Raw genomic sequence first — 15,576 nt, 5'->3', positions numbered from 1 at the left:
AAACAGCTGCATCGCAACAGCTTCTCGGTCGGGGGCTACACCTGATACTCGGTGACCGCGTCCACGACACGACCGAGCTGCGCCTCGCTGAGCAACGGCCACAGCGGCAGACGCACGATCGTCGACGAGAAATTCGCCGAGCGCGTGCACGGCACCGGGGTGCGGCCGTACTTGAGGCCGGCGGGGCTCGAATCCAGCGGAATGTAGTGGAACGGCGCGACGATCCCGCGTTCGGCGAGGTGGGCGATGATGCCGTCGCGGCTGTCCTCGGTGGGCATGCGCAGGAAGAACAGGTGTGCGGTGTGGCCGGCGTCGGCGGGCACCGTCATCGGGCGCACGTCGTTGCGAGCGGCCCAGTCGGGTAGCGCGGCCGCGTAGGTGTCCCACACGCGGTGGCGGTTGGCCTGGATGGTGTCGAACTCGGCCAGCTGGGCGTCGAGCACAGCGGCATTGAGCTCACTGGGCAGATAGCTCGAACCGATGTCCTGCCAGGAATACTTGTCGACCTGGCCGCGCAGGAAGCGAGCACGGTCGGTGCCCTTCTCCCGCATGATCTCGGCGCGACCCATGAGGATCTCGTCCGACAGCAGCAGCGCGCCGCCCTCACCGCAGTGCACGTTCTTGGTGTCGTGGAAACTCTGCGTGCCGAGGGTGCCGATCGTGCCGAGCTGCCTGCCTCGCCAGGTACCACCGAGTCCGTGCGCGTTGTCCTCGATGATCGCGACGCCGTGCTGGTCGGCCAGCGCGAGCAGCGGCTCCATCTCGGCCGCGACACCGCCGTAGTGCATCACCACGATGGCCTTGGTGCGGTCGGTGAGGGCGGCGGCCGCGGCGGCCGGGTCGATATTGCCGGTCGACTCGTCGATATCGACGAACACACAGGTGCACCCGCGCAGCGCCATCGAGGTGGCCGCGGAGGTGAACGCGAAGCTCGGGACGATCACCTCGTCGTCGGGGCCGAGCTCGAGCAGCAGCGCGCCCAGTTCGAGCGCGTGTGTGCACGAGGTGGTGAGCAGGGCGTGCTCGGCGCCGGTGATGGCCTTGATCTTCGCCGTGGCCGACTTGGTGAACTGACCGTCGCCGTGGCTGTGATCGGAATCGAGCACGGTCATCAGATTGGGGCGTTCGGCGGCAGCGCGGAACGGCCTGCTGAAGATGATGCGGTCGCTCACGCGCGGTGGCCCTTCTCCGTCGCGGCTGCCGGTACCGCGGCGTCGACTCGATGGATCACGGCCGGCGCGTGCATCGTATCCGGGCGCGGTGTCGGGGTCTGCACGGTCAGGTAGAGCGGCTTGCCGACCAGGATGTGCAGCGCGACACCGAGATACTCGGCGATCAGTCCGAGCGAGAACAGCATCGCGCCCGAGCACAGCAGCATCACGACGATGATCGAGGCCCAGCCCTCGGGATCGTGATTGTCCTGCGTGAGCGCCTGCACGATGACGATGCCTGCCATGATCACCCCGGCCACCGCGAGCGTGACGCCGAGCATGCTCACCAGTCGCAGACCACGAGTGCCGCTGCACAGCACCATCTTCCAGAACAGCGAGAACAGGCGGCGATAGTTGTAGCCCGATTCCTCCCGGCCTTCCGCGCGCAACACCACCGGCACCGACACCGCGTTGCCGACCACCCAGGTGAGCGCCACGTCCAGGTACACGCCGTTGGCCGCGACCTCGGCGAGCTGACGGCCGATGTCACCGCGGATCAGCCGGAAGCTCTCGAACCGCGTCGAATCCGGGAACGCGAACACCGTCGCGAGCACTATCTTGGCGCCGCGCGAGGTGAGATTGCGCAAGAAGCCGTGCGGGCGGGTGTTGGACGGTTTCGAATAGACCAGGTCCGCGCGTGAGGCCAGCGCCGCGTCGAGGAAGTCGGCGATGAACGCGGGGTCGTGCTGACCGTCTTCGTCCATCGTGACGATCCAGTCGCCCTGCGCCGCCGACATACCGGCGATCGTGGCCGCGTCCTGACCGAAATTGCGGCTCAACCACACCGCCCGCACCTGCGGGTAGGAGCCTTCCAATTCCTGCAGCACGACATCGGAACGGTCGGGGCCGTTGTCGTGGACGAGGATGATCTCCTCGACGGCGAAGCGTGCGCCCGCGGCGGTCGTGGTGGGGCCCGTGAGCCGATCGAGCTCCGCGACCAGCGCCGCGATCGTTTCCTCGCCCCGGTACACCGGTACGACCACCGACACCGACTGCACCGGGCTCGACCCGTTGCGAGGGGGCGCGCCCACGCGCACCTCGGTGCTCGGCCTGGAAGGTGCGGAAGGAATCGGCATCGGACACTTTCGGTATGCGGAGGTTTCGGTACGCGGAGGTATTGACCCAACAGTGTGGGCACTTTAACACCGGGGGGTGACGGGTCGGCGGTAGCGGATCCCGCTGTGCGGCGGTGCCGATTCCGGTGCGTGCCTGTAGGGTCTGTTCCTCGTGGTGGAAAGTAGAACCCCGTCCCGACGTTCGGTCTACATCTGGGGCTTGATCACCTCCCTAGGAGTGATCGCGGGCTATGGTGCGGTTCTGCTCGCCAACGTGCGGCACTTCTACACCGACGACACCGAATCCCAGTACGTCCCGCTGTGGGTGATGCTCGGAAACCGGCTGCGCGACGGCGATCTGCCGGTGATGGTGCCCGAGCACTGGATGGCCGGCAACTACGCGATCGAGGAAGCGGGCCTGCTGAATCCGCCGCAGCTGCTGATCGATCTGATCGCGCCCTCGGTGGACAACCTGGTGCTGTACGCGACCGTGGTGAAGCTGATCTTCGCGATCGTTCTCGGCCTCGGCGTCTACCGGATCTGCCTGGCCTACGGTTCGCGCGTGCAGTGGGCGGCGCTGGCCGGTGTGTCGATTCCGTTCACCGGCTGGCTGCTGTTCTTCGACGAGGCCAGCTGGATGACCGCCTTCACCGGCACCGCCTGGATGGTGCACGCATGGGCGTCGGGTGTTCGCTACGCGCGGGGTCCCCGCCTGCTCGGTCAACGCTCGGAGGCGGTGGCGGAGCGTGACCACGCGGGGCGCCCGAGCGGACCGGTGGGTTACTGCGGCCCGATCTCCGTGTTCGTGTATCTCTACCTGGCGATTTCGGTGCAGTACATCTTCCCGGCGGTGGAGGCCGGTCTGATGATCGCCGCGGTGGCGATCGGCGAGCTGATCTACCAGCGGACCTGGCGCCCGTCGCTGAGACTGCTGGCGGTGGCGGGGCTCGCGGCGCTGGCCGGTGCCGCGACGTATCTGCCGAGCATGCTGTCGGCGAAGGTGACCTGGCGTGGCACCGCCCAGATCAACAACGACATGTTCCTCACCGTGCCGTGGTCGGAATCGTTGAACGCGAGCCTGCCCTCGACCCTGCCCGCCTTCACTTCGTGGTGGGGCTACGTGCAGCCGCTGCCGGTGGTCTACATCGCCTGGTTCCTGATCCCGGCCCTGGCGTTCATCGACTGGGGCAAGGCGCGCGCGGCCTGGCGCGAGCTCAGCGGCATCGGGCTGTTCGCGATCGCGGCGCTGATGTGGACGGCGGGTCCCGGCACGATCGGCCCGCTGCGCTGGCCCGCCCGGGTGCTGCCGATGGTGGCGCTCGGCCTGCTGCTGCTGGTCTGCGTGCTGCTGGGGCGCTTCGCCACGTTCAAGGACTGGCGTGCGCGCGGTATCGCGGCGGCCGTGCTGATCGGGCTGCTGTGGGTGCGGTCGTTCTCGGCCGACCCGCACAACTGGATCGCGCACGTGATCGCCGCGCTGGCCATCGCCGCGCTCGGCGCCGCGCTGGTGTGGCTCGCGCTGAACAAGGGGATGTCGGCGGCGGTCGCGCTGGCGATCATCGCGGTGTCGCCGATCGCCTACGTCCAGGTGCAACGGGCGCAACCCACCCCGATGAGCTGGAATCTGCCCAGCGACCGCGCCGCGGCGCGCGCGGCGTTCCCGGAATTCGCGGGGACCACGCTGCAACTCGGCGATCGCGCGTTGATCCAGCCGGGCGAGCGCACCCTCGACGGCGCCTACGGCTCGCTGGTCTTCGGCAACTACGCCAAGGACATCGAGCGCACCTACGTCAGCGGCTACACCCCCAACGGCCACTTCTGGTTCGGCGACATGCTCTGCATGCGCTGGGACACCAGCGTGTGCCCCGACGCCTACCGCCGTGCGTTCGCGGTCGAGCCGTCGACCGGGAAAACGGTCGTCGACCTGATGAACATCGACCGCGTGGTCCTGCAACGAGCGCTCTACCCGGCCGCCCGCACCGAGCCCGCCCCGGCGGGGTGGAAGTGGGTCGACTACCCGGGCCACGAGAACTACATCGCGGTCCTCGAGCGCGAGGACGGGCTGATCTCCACCCGCAACGGCCGGATCTCGGCGGTTCAGAACGCGACCGCGGTCTCGACTTCCGAAAGCGATACGACGAGTCGGGTCACCGTGAGCTCCGAGACCGGTGGCAGCGTGGTGTTCGCGCGGTTGGGCTGGCCGGGTTACCGGGTGAGCCTCGACGGCGAGGACATCCCGTTCAGGGTCGTCGCGAAGAGCTTCGTCGCTGTCGACATCCCGGCCGGGACACGCGACGGCGACCTGGAATTGACCTGGCGTCCGCCGGGCTGGAAGATCGGCGGCGCCGCGATCGGCCTCGGACTGCTCGGACTCGCGGTGTTCCAGTGGCTGTATGTGCGCGGACGCAAGCTCGAGGACGAACAACAGGACGCTCCGGCGGCCGAGTCCCTGGCCGATGACGACACCGCGCTCGCGGACGCCGTGCGATGACGACCGAGGCCGCGGGCGGCGTGCTCGAGACACCGGGCCCGCTGCTGCGGATCGTGAAACGGCAGGAGCTCGCGTTCGCGATCGTCGGCGGTTTCAACACCCTGCTCGGCATGGCCCTGGTCGTGTTCTGGCTGCACGTGCTCGGCGACGGCAGACCCGGTCTGGCTGTCGTGGCCGCCTACGCGGTCAGCACGATCGTGGCGTTCGTCCTGCACCGCACACTGGTGTTTCGCGTGCACGGACACCTCGCGCGGGACTTCCTGGCCTTCTGCGGGGTGAACGCGGGTGGACTCGTGCTCAACGTGATCCTGGTGGAACTGGCGGTCACCGTCCTCGGGTTCCCCGCCGCGCCCGCCTCGGTGATCGTCATGGGTGTGGTCGCGGTGCTCAGCTTCTTCGGACACCGCTACATCTCGTTCCGCCGGTCGCGGTAGGTTAGGGACATGGCGCACGAATCCACCATCGACGCAACCCTGCTCGGCCTGCTGGCCTGCCCCCAGGACAAGGGCCCGCTGCAGCTGGTGCGTACCGAAGCCGACGTGAGTGTGCTCTACAACCCCCGGTTGCGCCGCGCGTACCCGATCGACAACGGCATCCCGGTGCTGCTGATCGACGAGGCCCGCGACGTCGCCGCCGCCGAACACGAGTTCTTCGTCGCGGAGTCCTGACCGAGCCGTCGTTGTCGAGGATCTGTCACGAACGTCGCCCGCCTTTGTCGTTGGTGCGCCCCGTGTGGGGCGCGATCGCGCTGAATCACCAAACGCCGGTGTCGATGTCGCCGGTGAGGTAGCGCTGGATCGAGGGGCCGACGGCGTCGACAACGGCGTCGATCGGCATCGAGGCCAGGGGCTCGATACCGATGATCTTGCGAGCGGTCAGCAGGCCGATCATCTGTGCGGCGGCCAGCGATATCCGCGCGCGACCGTCGTCATCGGGCGTGGCGATGCGCACGCGCACCCGCTCGAGCACCACCTGGAGCAGGAACGAGCGTGCGAGGTTCGGTTCGCCGCCGCCGAACATGCTGCGCACCATCGCGACGATGCCCGGCCCCGCGGGGGAGTCCCACACGGTGAGCACCGCCCGCACCGCGGTCACGCCCAGTTCGTCCAGCGGCGCCCGATCGACAACGCTCAGCGTCACCTCCGGGTCGGCCGGAAAATCCACCGCCGCCGCGAAGAGTTGCTGCTTGGTACCGAAATAGTGGTGCACGAGGGCGGGGTCCACGTCGGCGTCACCGGCGATCGCCCGGATCGAGGTCTTGTCGAACCCGGTGTCGGCGAACCGGATCCGGGCCGCGTCCAGAATCGCCGTCCTGGTGTCGGTATTGCCAGGCCTGCGTCCGGTGCGACCGGATTTCGCTGTGCCGGAACCGGATTCGCCCTCGCTCATGCTGATCCTTTCGTCGTGGCCAGGTCTGCTCGCTACGGGGTACGTCGACGCAGGGTAGCCGCGGCCAGGCCGAGCGCCACCACCGCGAACCCGGCGACGACAGCGATATCGCGCCACATGGCGCCGGTCGGCTCGGCGTGCACCGACACCTGCTGCAGCGCGTCCACCGCATAACTCAACGGCATCACATTGCTGATCGCCTCGAGCCAGCCGGGTAGCTCCTCGCGCGGAACCAGCAACCCGCACAGGAATATTTGCGGCGCGACGATCACCGGCATGAACTGCACCGCCTGGAACTCGGTGCGCGCGAAGGCACTCGCCAGCAGGCCGAGCCCGACTCCGCACACCGCGTCGACCATCGCGATCAGCAGCACCCAACCGGGACTGCCCGCGGCGGTCAACCCGAGCAGCCAGAACGCGACCACGCTCGCGACGGCGGCCTGCGCGGCAGCGGCGAGGGAGAACGCGCTGCCGTACCCGGCGAGCAGGTCGAGTTTGCTCAGCGGCGTGGTGAGCAGTCGTTCGAGGGTTCCCGATGTCCGTTCGCGCTGCATCGCGATCGCGGTGATCAGGAACATCACGATGAACGGCAGGATGCCGAGCATCGTGATGCCGACGCGGTCGAACATGGTGAGTGGGGAGTGCGGGGCGCGCGGTGCGTCCTGGTAGATGAAGTACAGCAAGGTCATCAGCAGGGCGGGGACCACCAGGATCATCGCCACGGTGCGGTGATCGTTGCGTAGCTGGCGCAGGATTCGGCCCGTGGTGGCGGTGTAGGGGCGCAGGGTTGTCACGAGTGCTCTCCCATCGTGATCAAGGTCAGGAAAGCGGCCTCGAGGTTCTGTTCGTCGGTGCGTTCGCGCAATTGGTCGGGACTGAGCTGGGCGAGCAGGTTGCCCTCGCGCATCAGCAACAGCTTGTCGCAGTGTTCGGCTTCGTCCATCACGTGACTCGACACCAGCAGAGTCGTTCCCGCCGCGGCCAATTCGCGGAACTGTTTCCACAGCTCCACCCGCAGCACCGGATCGAGGCCGACGGTCGGTTCGTCGAGGACGAGCAGTTCGGGCTTGCCGACGAGCGCGCACGCCAGCGATGCCCTGGTCTTCTGCCCACCCGAGAGCTGATCGCCGAGCTGATCCGCGTGATCGGCCAAACCGACTGCGGTGAGCGCGGATTCGGTGTCGGCCCGGTCGCGCCCGTAGAGCGCGGCGTAGTAAGCCACATTGTCGCGGACGCTGATGTCGGAGTAGATGCTCGGCGCCTGGGTGACGTAGCCGACCCGGCGGCGCAACCCGGCGCTTCCCGCCGGCTCCCCGAGCACGGTGACAGAGCCCGACTCCACCAGCTGCGTGCCGACGATGCTGCGCAGCAGGGTGGTCTTCCCGCACCCCGACGGCCCGAGCAGGCCGGTGATCGAGCCGCGCGGGATGTCCAGGGTCAGGTCGTGCAGGACGGTGCGTTGTCCGCGTTCGACGGTCAGGTGCGCGACCTGAACTGCGATCGGCGGTGCGGTGTGCGACATGGTCGCCTCAATTCATCGAGTGTTGAATTCACTACGTGATGAATTTAGCGCGACGCGGTGGACCTGGCAAGGTCAGTGGGAATGTTTCGGCGGTGTCGCGGCCTGTTGACCTGGTTCGACGACGGTGAACTGGCCCATCATCCCGACATCCTCGTGCCACAGCAGGTGGCAGTGGTACATGTACGGCGTCGTCGGATCGGCGGGCCCGTCGAAGCGCAGGGCCAGGGTCGCCGCCGTGTTCGGTGGCAGGAAGATGGTGTCCTTGGCGCCGCCCAGTTCGGGTGCGGGCGGGGCGCCGTCGTAGTCGAGCACCCGGAACTGGACATCGTGGACGTGGAAGTTGTGCGCCATGCCGTCGATGTTGTGCACGATCCAGGTCTCGGTGGTGCCTCGGGTGACGGTCGTGTCGATGCGGCTCAAATCCATGCGCTCGCCGTTGATACCCGCCGAGGTCAGGTCGAATCGGCGTTCGACGACGGAGTCTGTGCCGTCGGGAATCGACGGCGGGACAAGGTTTTGCGGTAACGCGGGGGAGGGTCGCAGGGTGGACGCGGCGCGCAGTTCGAGCACATCGAACGTGTCGTCACCGCCGGAGAACCGGTTCGCCCAGAAGTCCAGGCCCGCGGCGAGCTTCTCACTGCGCAATACGGTGCGCTCACCGGGCCGCATTCGGACCACGATCTCGGCTCGCTCGCCGGGCGAGAGTGGGATGCGGTCCAGGGTGGCGGGGCGTTCGAGCAGACCGCCGTCGGAACCGATCATCGCGAACGGGCGACCATCGTCGAAGGCGAAGGTGTAGGTCCGCGCGGTCGAGGCATTGAGCAGGCGCAGCCGCACCAGTTCGTCGCCGACCTCCTGGTAGGGGGACAGGGTGCCGTTGACCATGGTGCGATCGCCGAGGAACCCGATATCGCGGAAGATCGCGTGCGCGCCGTCCAGGCGGGTGCCGCGCAGGCGCATGTCCTGCACGATCACCGGGATGTCGTCGACGCCGTAGGCGCTCGGCAGTGGCAGGTGCGAACTCGGTCCGTCATCGATCAGGAACATGCCCGCCAGGCCGCGTCGCACATGATCCTCGGTCGCGCCGTGCGGGTGCGGGTGGTACCACAGGGTCGAAGCCGGTTGGTCCACAGCCCATTCCGGTGCCCACGCGGCGCCGGGATCGACCATCTGGTGTGGGCCGCCGTCCATGGCGGCCGGTAGGTGCATGCCGTGCCAATGCACGGTCGAGGCCTCGGGCAACTGGTTGCGCACCTGGACTCGCACACGTTCACCGCGGGCGGCGCGCAAGGTCGGTCCCAGGTAGCTGCCGTTGAAACCCCAGGTGTCGGTGGCACGGCCGGGCTCGAACTCGGTGGTCCCGGTACGCATATCGAGCGAGAACACCCGCGTTCCAGCGGCATCGACCGTCGAGGCGGCGAGCGGTGGAATGTGCAGTGGTGTAGTGAATTCCGTGGTGCCGACGGTGGATACGTCGGCGTCGGCCCATGTCCACGCCACCGCGGCCACGATCGCGGTGACCAGGGTGAGGGCGAGCGCGCACGCGCCGAGCAGAAGGCGGCGCAGCCGACGTGGGGGAGAAGCCATGCATCGACGGTAGGGACGACGAGGCCGCACCACATCGGGGTGCGGCCCCGGTTCGACCCTGATTCCTGACCGCGGTGTTCAGGGTTCACACACAGCGAGAGATAGTGATGCGGGTCACATCGGTGCGGTGTCACTTTCCCGGCGGCTGCTTTGTCCCATGAACATCCCACCGACAAGGAGCACCGCAATGACTGCCACCACGCACCGCATCGTCGTCCTCGGCGCCGGATACACCGGCATGCTGGTCGCGATCCGCCTGGCCAGGCGTACCAGGAAGCTGGATGTGTCGATCACACTGGTCAACCCGTCGGCACGCTTCACCGAGCGGTTGCGGATGCATCAGATCGCCACGGGTCAAGAACTCGCACACCACGACATCCGGGAAATCCTCGACGGCACAGGCGTCGATTTCGTCCAGGGCTGGGCCACCGCGATCGACCCGACCGCGCAGAACGTCTCCGTCGACGGCGACGAGCTCGCCTACGACGAGCTGATCTACGCCCTCGGCAGCACCGCCGAGACAACCCTGGTGCCCGGCGTCGCCGAGCACGCCTTCACACTCGACGACCCGCGCCTGGCCCACGAATTCGCCGGCAAGCTGTCCGCTCTCGCGGCGCGGGGAGGGTCGGTCGCCGTCTGCGGCGGCGGCCTCACCGGCATCGAAGCCGCTACCGAGATCGCGGAAAGCCACCCAGGCCTGCGCGTCACCCTGATCAGCTCGGGTGAGCCCGGCGCGATGATGGGCGACAAGGCCCGCACGCATCTGCGCAAGGCACTGGATCGGCTCGGCATCGTGCGCGAGATCGGCGTGCGGGTCGCCGAAGCGCGGCCCGACGCCGTCGAACTCGCCGACGGCACGGTGATCGGCGCCGACCTCACCCTCTGGACCACCGGCGTGCGGGTGTCGCCGTTGGCCACCGAGGCAGGCATCGAGACCGACGCACGGGGGCTCATCGTCGTCGACCCCACCCTGAAGTCGGTGTCGCACCCCATGATCCACGCCGTCGGTGACGCCGCAGCCGTTCGCCAGGCGTGGGGGCAGGTACACGGCACGTGCCAGAGCGGTCTGCCCACCGCCGCCTACACCGCCGACGTGATCGCCGCGGAGCTGCGCGGCAAGACGGTCCGACCGTTTCGCTTCGGCTACTTCCACCAGCCGGTGAGCCTGGGCCGTCGCGACGCGGTCATCCAATTCACCAGAGCCGACGACAGCCCGCGCCGCCTCTACCTGACCGGTTGGGCCGCGCGCACCTACAAGGAGCTGGTCAGCGGTAGCCCCGTTCCGACATTCAAGGCAAGTAAGAAGATGACCATGAACGTGCAACTGTCCAAGGGTGGTAGAGCGACTCGCGCCACCGTGTGAAAGGTTCACCCCGTGCCCGATCAGGATTCGTTCCTCGAACACCGACGCCTGCTGTTCGCGACCGCCTATCGCATGCTCGGCACCGTCACCGACGCCGAGGACATCCTGCAGGACGCCTGGCTGAAGTGGAACGACACCGACCACGCCACGGTCGCCCACCCCAAGGCCTACCTGGTTCGCACGGTCACCAATCTCTCGCTCAACCGGCTCACCTCCGCCCGCGCGACCCGTGAAAGCTATATCGGCCCCTGGCTGCCCGAGCCGGTGCTGACATCGCCCGATATCGCCGAGGACACCGAATTGGCCGACACCGTCTCCACCGCCATGCTCGTGGTGCTCGAAACCCTCACCCCCGTCGAACGCGCGGTGTTCCTGCTGCGCGAGGTTTTCGGGTACTCGCATGCCGAAATCGCCGAAGCCCTCGACCGGCCGGAGGCGAGCGTGCGGCAGGTCGCGCACCGCGCGAAGAACCACGTCCAGTCGCGCCGCCCCCGATTCGATACCGACAAAGCCGCCCGCGCCCAGGTCACCGCACAATTCATGGCTGCTTGCGCGGGCGGTGACCTCAACGCCCTGATGGGTCTGCTCGCCCCCGATGTCACCTGCTGGTCCGACGGCGGCGGCGTGGTCACCGCCGCACGTCGGCCACTGCACGGCCCCGACCACGTCGCCCGGTGGATTCTCGGAGTCCTCGCCAAACCGTCGTCCGCGGGCTTCGAACTCACCTCGGCGAGCATCAACGGTGAGCTCGGCGCCCTTGCGTCCTTCGCCGGTAACCCCGGCGCCGCATTCACTTTCGACCTGGTCGACGGACACATCCAGAACCTGCGATTCCAGGTCAACCCGAGCAAGCTGGCAGGGCTCTATCGAGGCACCGAACTGCTCGGCTGAGCCGCTCGCGCCGCATCCGCGCGCCGCCCGCCCGCGCCCTTCGCACGCTCGAGATCACGCCGCGGCGACAGTGGCCGCGCCGCGGCGGATCGCGACGGGCGCGCGAATTGAGTGACAATGGGCAACGTGTCCGCCCAGGAACTGGCCGTAGATCCGCCCACCGCCGCGCGCAGACTGCTCGGCGCGATCATGTGGTCGGGTCCGGTCGCGCTGCGCATCGTGGAGGTCGAGGCCTACGGCAGCGATCCCGACGGGCCCTGGCCCGATCGAGCCGCGCATTCCTGGCCGGGGCCGACCGCGCGCAACGCGGTGATGTTCGGGCCGGCCGGGCGTCTCTATGTCTACCGCTCGTACGGAATTCACCTGTGTGTGAACGTGACCGGTGGCTACGACGGCGAAGCAGGCGCGGTGCTCGTCCGTGCGGCCGAAGTGGTCGACGGCATCGACACCGCCCGCGAACGCCGACCTGCCGCGCGCAAGGACACCGACCTGGCGCGGGGCCCGGGCAATGTCGGCAGCGCGCTCGGCGTCAGTATGGCCGACTACGGAACCGAGCTGTTCGACCCCTTCGCCGCTCTGCGCCTGGAACTGAAACCGCCTGTGCCGCAGTCCGATATCGCCTCCGGCCCCAGAGTGGGTGTCAGTGTCGCCGCCGAGATCCCATGGCGGTTCTGGCTCCCCGCTTCGCCCGCCGTCTCGACCTATCGGCGCAGCCCACGCGCGGCCGGGCCGACGGCTTAGCAGCGCTTTAGGAGGACTTCGCCGACAGCGATGAGTTTGCGAGCGCCGGCCCGTCCTATCTGTTGAACGCGCTACCAACCCGGCGCGACCGACTCGAAGGACGAGACAATGACCACTGCGACCCACTCCGCGAACTTCTCCAGCGCCGCCACCTACCGCCCCGGCAAGATCCGCAACCGCGTCCTGTGGACTCTGCAGATCGTGCTCGGTCTGTTCTTCGTCATCGCTTCGGGCGGCCCGAAACTCGTCATCCCGAACACCCTGATGGACAACGCACCCGAGAATCTGACCATCCCCCTCGGGCTGCTCATCTTCATCGGAGTCGTCGAGGTGGCAGGCGGTATCGGCCTGATGGTGCCGCGGCTCAGCGGCCTGGCCGCCGCGGGGCTGTCGGTGCTCACCGTGCTCGCCGCCGCCACCCAGGCCTTCATCGCCGACAAGCCTGCGATGGGGATCTTCCCGCTGGTGCTGGCCGCGATCTTCGCCTGGATCGCCTACGAGCGCCGCGCCACCATCACCGCATGGCTGCGATGAGCAGCGACTCGACACGCTGACGATCGCCGGAGCCCCGCGGCTGCGGCGATCATCGGCGTGCCGAGGGTTCGGTCGCGGAGCTGATCACACGGCCGCGATTTCGTCTCCGGATCCAATAGGGCGAACTCAGCGCAGGTGCGACGATCGAGGACCACGTCGAGAAGACCGTACGAGCAGGAGCGCCCGTGTTCACTTTCCCCAGCAGCGACGGCACCACGATCCATGTGCGGAGCTGGCTCCCCACCGAGACCGAGCCACGCGGCGTGGTGCAGATCGCACACGGCATGGGTGAACACTCCGAACGCTACGGCCACCTCGCCGAACGGCTCGCGGGCCTCGGTTTCGCTGTGTACGCCGACGACCACCGCGGCCACGGCCTGAGCATGGGTCCCGTACCGGGTGACCTGGGCACCGACGGATGGAACCTGCTCGTCGCCGACGAGGTGGCGCTCACCGAGATCCTGCGCGAACGTCATCCCGGCCTGCCCGTCACCCTGATCGGCCACAGCCTCGGATCCTTCGCCGTGCAGCAGTACCTGCTCGACCATTCCGACCTCGTCGACGAGGTGGTCCTGAGCGGTACCACCGCGGTCGACGGCCTGTTCGGCGAGATCGCGGCCGCCGGTGGCGACCTGATCGGCTTCTTCAATGCCGAGTTCCAGCCCACCCGCACCGACGCCGACTGGATCAGCCGCGACGAAGCCCAGGTCGACGCCTACAACGCCGACCCCTGGTGCGGTTTCGCCATAGACGAAGCGAACATGGGGCTGCTCGCGGTCAGCTCCCAGACCAGGTTGGCGGATCCGAGCACCGTGCGCACCGATCTGCCCGTCTACGTGATGGTCGGCGACAAGGATCCGCTCAACGACAAGCTGCGCCTGTCCGACCTGCTGGTCCAGCGCTACCGCGACGCGGGCCTGCGCGACCTCACCTACCAGGTCTACGCGGACGCCCGCCACGAAGTGCTCAACGAAACCAACCGCGACGAGGTCGAAGCCGATCTGCTGGCTTGGCTCACTCGGGCCCGGCCTGCGCGCGAGCGATGATCCGCATGCGGAAAGATGGGTCAGCGTGACCGGCGACATCTTCGACGAACTGACCTGGCGCGGCCTGATCGCGCAGTCCACCGACCTGGACGAGCTGCGCACTGCCGCGGCCGCCGGGCCCCTGACGCTCTATGCCGGCTTCGACCCGACCGCCGCCAGCCTGCACGCAGGCCACCTCGTCCCGCTGTTGGCGCTCAAGCGCTTCCAACTGGCCGGGCATCGGCCGATCGTGCTCGCCGGCGGCGCGACCGGCATGATCGGTGACCCGCGTGACGTGGGCGAACGCACGATGAACTCGACCGACACCGTCGCCGAGTGGGCCCAGCGCATCCGCGGGCAGCTCGAGCGTTTCGTCGACCTCGACGATTCACCGACCGGCGCGTTGATCGTCAACAACATGGACTGGACAGGGCCGCTGTCGACCGTCGACTTCCTGCGCGACATCGGCAAGCACTTCTCGGTGAACGTCATGCTCGCCCGCGACACCGTCAAACGGCGGCTCGAAGGCGACGGCATCTCCTACACCGAGTTCAGCTACATGCTGCTGCAGGCCAACGACTATGTGCAGCTGCGGCGCGAACACGGTTGCACGCTGCAGGTCGGTGGATCCGATCAGTGGGGCAACATCATCGCGGGCGTCGAGCTGAACCGGCGCGTCGACGGCGCGCACGTGCACGCGCTCACCGTGCCGCTGGTGACCTCGGCCGACGGCAAGAAGTTCGGCAAGTCCACCGGTGGCGGCAGCTTGTGGCTCGACCCCGAACTGACCAGCCCCTACGCCTGGTACCAGTACTTCGTGAACACCGCCGACGCCGATGTCGTGCGTTACCTGCGCTGGTTCACCTTCCTGAGCCGCGAAGAACTCGACGAACTCGAGCAGGCGACAGTGGAACGCCCGTTCGCCCGCGAGGCGCAGAAGCGCCTGGCCGCGGAGATGACCACACTCGTGCACGGTGAGGCCGAGACCCGTGCGGTGGAACTCGCCAGCCAGGCACTGTTCGGTCGCGGTGAGCTGGGCGAACTCCCACTGTCCACGCTCGGTGCCGCCCTGCGTGAGACCGCGGTCGACGGCAAGGTCGCCGAAGTGGTGCCGGGTGAACCGAACACGATCGTCGACCTGCTCGTCGCGTCGGGCCTGTGCGAGAGCAAGGGAGCGGCCCGTCGCGTTGTGAACGAAGGCGGGGCGTCGGTGAACAACCAGCGGGTCAGCGACATCGAATGGACTCCGTCCGAAGCCGACTACCTGCACGGTGAGTGGCTGGTGCTGCGGCGCGGAAAGAAGAACATGGCCGGCGTGCATCGGATAGCCTGACGTCGTCTGCGGAGGCCTGAGTCACATGCGTGTGATTCAGGCCGGCGCAGCGGCTGCGCGCACTGCCGTGACCTGCGGAGATTCGGTGCTGTTCAGGCGATTTGACGCGGCGTTATCCGGCGCGTAACTTATTGGAAGTCAGAGCGACACGGACACCAACCCGGAGCCGAGACGCTAGCCCGAGAGGCTGGCGGGCCAAGGGAAAACGCGGTAGTACGGGGAAGCGCCTGACAGAGCTGAAGATCTTGTGACCAGGCTTACGATTGACATCGTCTGGACGTGAGGTTAGGCTGGAACAGTTGCCCTGCGGAAGATCCGAAGGATTTCGGTTATTTCGCTTGTGCGTGTGTTCTTTGAGAACTCAATAGTGTGTCGATGAATGTCAGTGCCAATAATTATTATTGGTTCCAATCTTTCATGTACCCCCCGGTCGT

The 15,576-nt window shown here is 67.6% G+C and carries 15 protein-coding genes; 9 read left to right on the top strand and 6 right to left on the bottom strand.

The genetic code is table 11. From position 1 onward, the window contains the following. Positions 1-35: 35 nt before the first annotated feature. A complete protein-coding gene (rffA, locus tag ACFWUR_RS20350) occupies positions 36-1,172 on the bottom strand; it encodes a dTDP-4-amino-4,6-dideoxygalactose transaminase (protein WP_378908805.1) in 1,137 nt (378 codons plus the stop codon). After that, the gene (locus ACFWUR_RS20345; RefSeq protein WP_378909022.1) at positions 1,169-2,209 is read right to left on the bottom strand and encodes a glycosyltransferase family 2 protein; all 1,041 of its coding nucleotides are present in this window, start codon (positions 2,207-2,209) and stop codon (positions 1,169-1,171) included. Before ACFWUR_RS20345 ends, rffA begins: the two co-directional genes overlap by 4 nt. A 277-nt stretch (positions 2,210-2,486) precedes the next feature. Between ACFWUR_RS20345 and ACFWUR_RS20340 the strand changes: the two genes are divergently transcribed. The 3 genes from ACFWUR_RS20340 to ACFWUR_RS20330 are packed head-to-tail and all read left to right on the top strand — an operon-like array spanning position 2,487 to position 5,425. Then, positions 2,487-4,757: a hypothetical protein gene (locus tag ACFWUR_RS20340; protein ID WP_378908804.1), complete on the top strand. Its 2,271-nt coding sequence runs from the start codon at positions 2,487-2,489 to the stop codon at positions 4,755-4,757. Further along, complete coding sequence (locus ACFWUR_RS20335; RefSeq protein WP_378908803.1) at positions 4,754-5,191, top strand: GtrA family protein; 438 nt, start codon at positions 4,754-4,756, stop codon at positions 5,189-5,191. The genes ACFWUR_RS20340 and ACFWUR_RS20335 overlap by 4 nt, the downstream gene beginning before the upstream one ends. Positions 5,192-5,200: 9 nt before the next feature. Further along, entirely contained in the window at positions 5,201-5,425 is a 225-nt protein-coding gene (locus ACFWUR_RS20330; RefSeq protein WP_378908802.1) for a Trm112 family protein, read from the top strand. Positions 5,426-5,510: 85 nt separating this feature from the next. Here ACFWUR_RS20330 and ACFWUR_RS20325 read toward each other — a convergent pair whose 3' ends face one another. The 4 genes from ACFWUR_RS20325 to ACFWUR_RS20310 form a co-directional block, all read right to left on the bottom strand. After that, the gene (locus ACFWUR_RS20325; protein WP_378908801.1) at positions 5,511-6,146 is read right to left on the bottom strand and encodes a TetR family transcriptional regulator; all 636 of its coding nucleotides are present in this window, start codon (positions 6,144-6,146) and stop codon (positions 5,511-5,513) included. 32 nt (positions 6,147-6,178) lie between these two features. After that, complete coding sequence (locus ACFWUR_RS20320) at positions 6,179-6,940, bottom strand: ABC transporter permease (RefSeq protein ID WP_378908799.1); 762 nt, start codon at positions 6,938-6,940, stop codon at positions 6,179-6,181. Next, positions 6,937-7,668, bottom strand: coding sequence for an ABC transporter ATP-binding protein (locus ACFWUR_RS20315; RefSeq protein ID WP_378908798.1), 732 nt, complete (start codon positions 7,666-7,668; stop codon positions 6,937-6,939). Before ACFWUR_RS20315 ends, ACFWUR_RS20320 begins: the two co-directional genes overlap by 4 nt. A gap of 72 nt (positions 7,669-7,740) precedes the next feature. Then, a complete protein-coding gene (locus ACFWUR_RS20310; RefSeq protein WP_378908797.1) occupies positions 7,741-9,255 on the bottom strand; it encodes a multicopper oxidase family protein in 1,515 nt (504 codons plus the stop codon). Positions 9,256-9,442: 187 nt separating this feature from the next. Here ACFWUR_RS20310 and ACFWUR_RS20305 point away from each other — a divergent pair, with 187 nt between their 5' ends. The 6 genes from ACFWUR_RS20305 to tyrS all read left to right on the top strand — a co-directional run bounded on the left by ACFWUR_RS20305 (position 9,443) and on the right by tyrS (position 15,142). Next, on the top strand, positions 9,443-10,618 hold the full coding sequence (locus tag ACFWUR_RS20305) for an NAD(P)/FAD-dependent oxidoreductase (protein ID WP_378908795.1): 1,176 nt from the start codon (positions 9,443-9,445) through the stop codon (positions 10,616-10,618). Positions 10,619-10,630: 12 nt separating this feature from the next. Beyond that, positions 10,631-11,509: an RNA polymerase sigma-70 factor gene (locus ACFWUR_RS20300; RefSeq protein WP_378908794.1), complete on the top strand. Its 879-nt coding sequence runs from the start codon at positions 10,631-10,633 to the stop codon at positions 11,507-11,509. A gap of 117 nt (positions 11,510-11,626) precedes the next feature. Next, entirely contained in the window at positions 11,627-12,250 is a 624-nt protein-coding gene (locus ACFWUR_RS20295; RefSeq protein ID WP_378908793.1) for a DNA-3-methyladenine glycosylase, read from the top strand. 108 nt (positions 12,251-12,358) lie between these two features. After that, on the top strand, positions 12,359-12,784 hold the full coding sequence (locus tag ACFWUR_RS20290; RefSeq protein WP_378908791.1) for a DoxX family protein: 426 nt from the start codon (positions 12,359-12,361) through the stop codon (positions 12,782-12,784). A gap of 185 nt (positions 12,785-12,969) precedes the next feature. After that, entirely contained in the window at positions 12,970-13,830 is an 861-nt protein-coding gene (locus tag ACFWUR_RS20285) for an alpha/beta hydrolase (protein WP_378908790.1), read from the top strand. A gap of 25 nt (positions 13,831-13,855) precedes the next feature. Continuing rightward, on the top strand, positions 13,856-15,142 hold the full coding sequence (gene tyrS / locus ACFWUR_RS20280; RefSeq protein WP_378908788.1) for a tyrosine--tRNA ligase: 1,287 nt from the start codon (positions 13,856-13,858) through the stop codon (positions 15,140-15,142). Positions 15,143-15,576: the final 434 nt, after the last annotated feature.

The organism is Nocardia sp. NPDC058633, from assembly GCF_042717045.1.
Classification (GTDB): domain Bacteria; phylum Actinomycetota; class Actinomycetes; order Mycobacteriales; family Mycobacteriaceae; genus Nocardia.
Note: the sequence above shows the minus strand (reverse complement) of the source record. Positions and strands in the feature narration are given on the sequence as shown.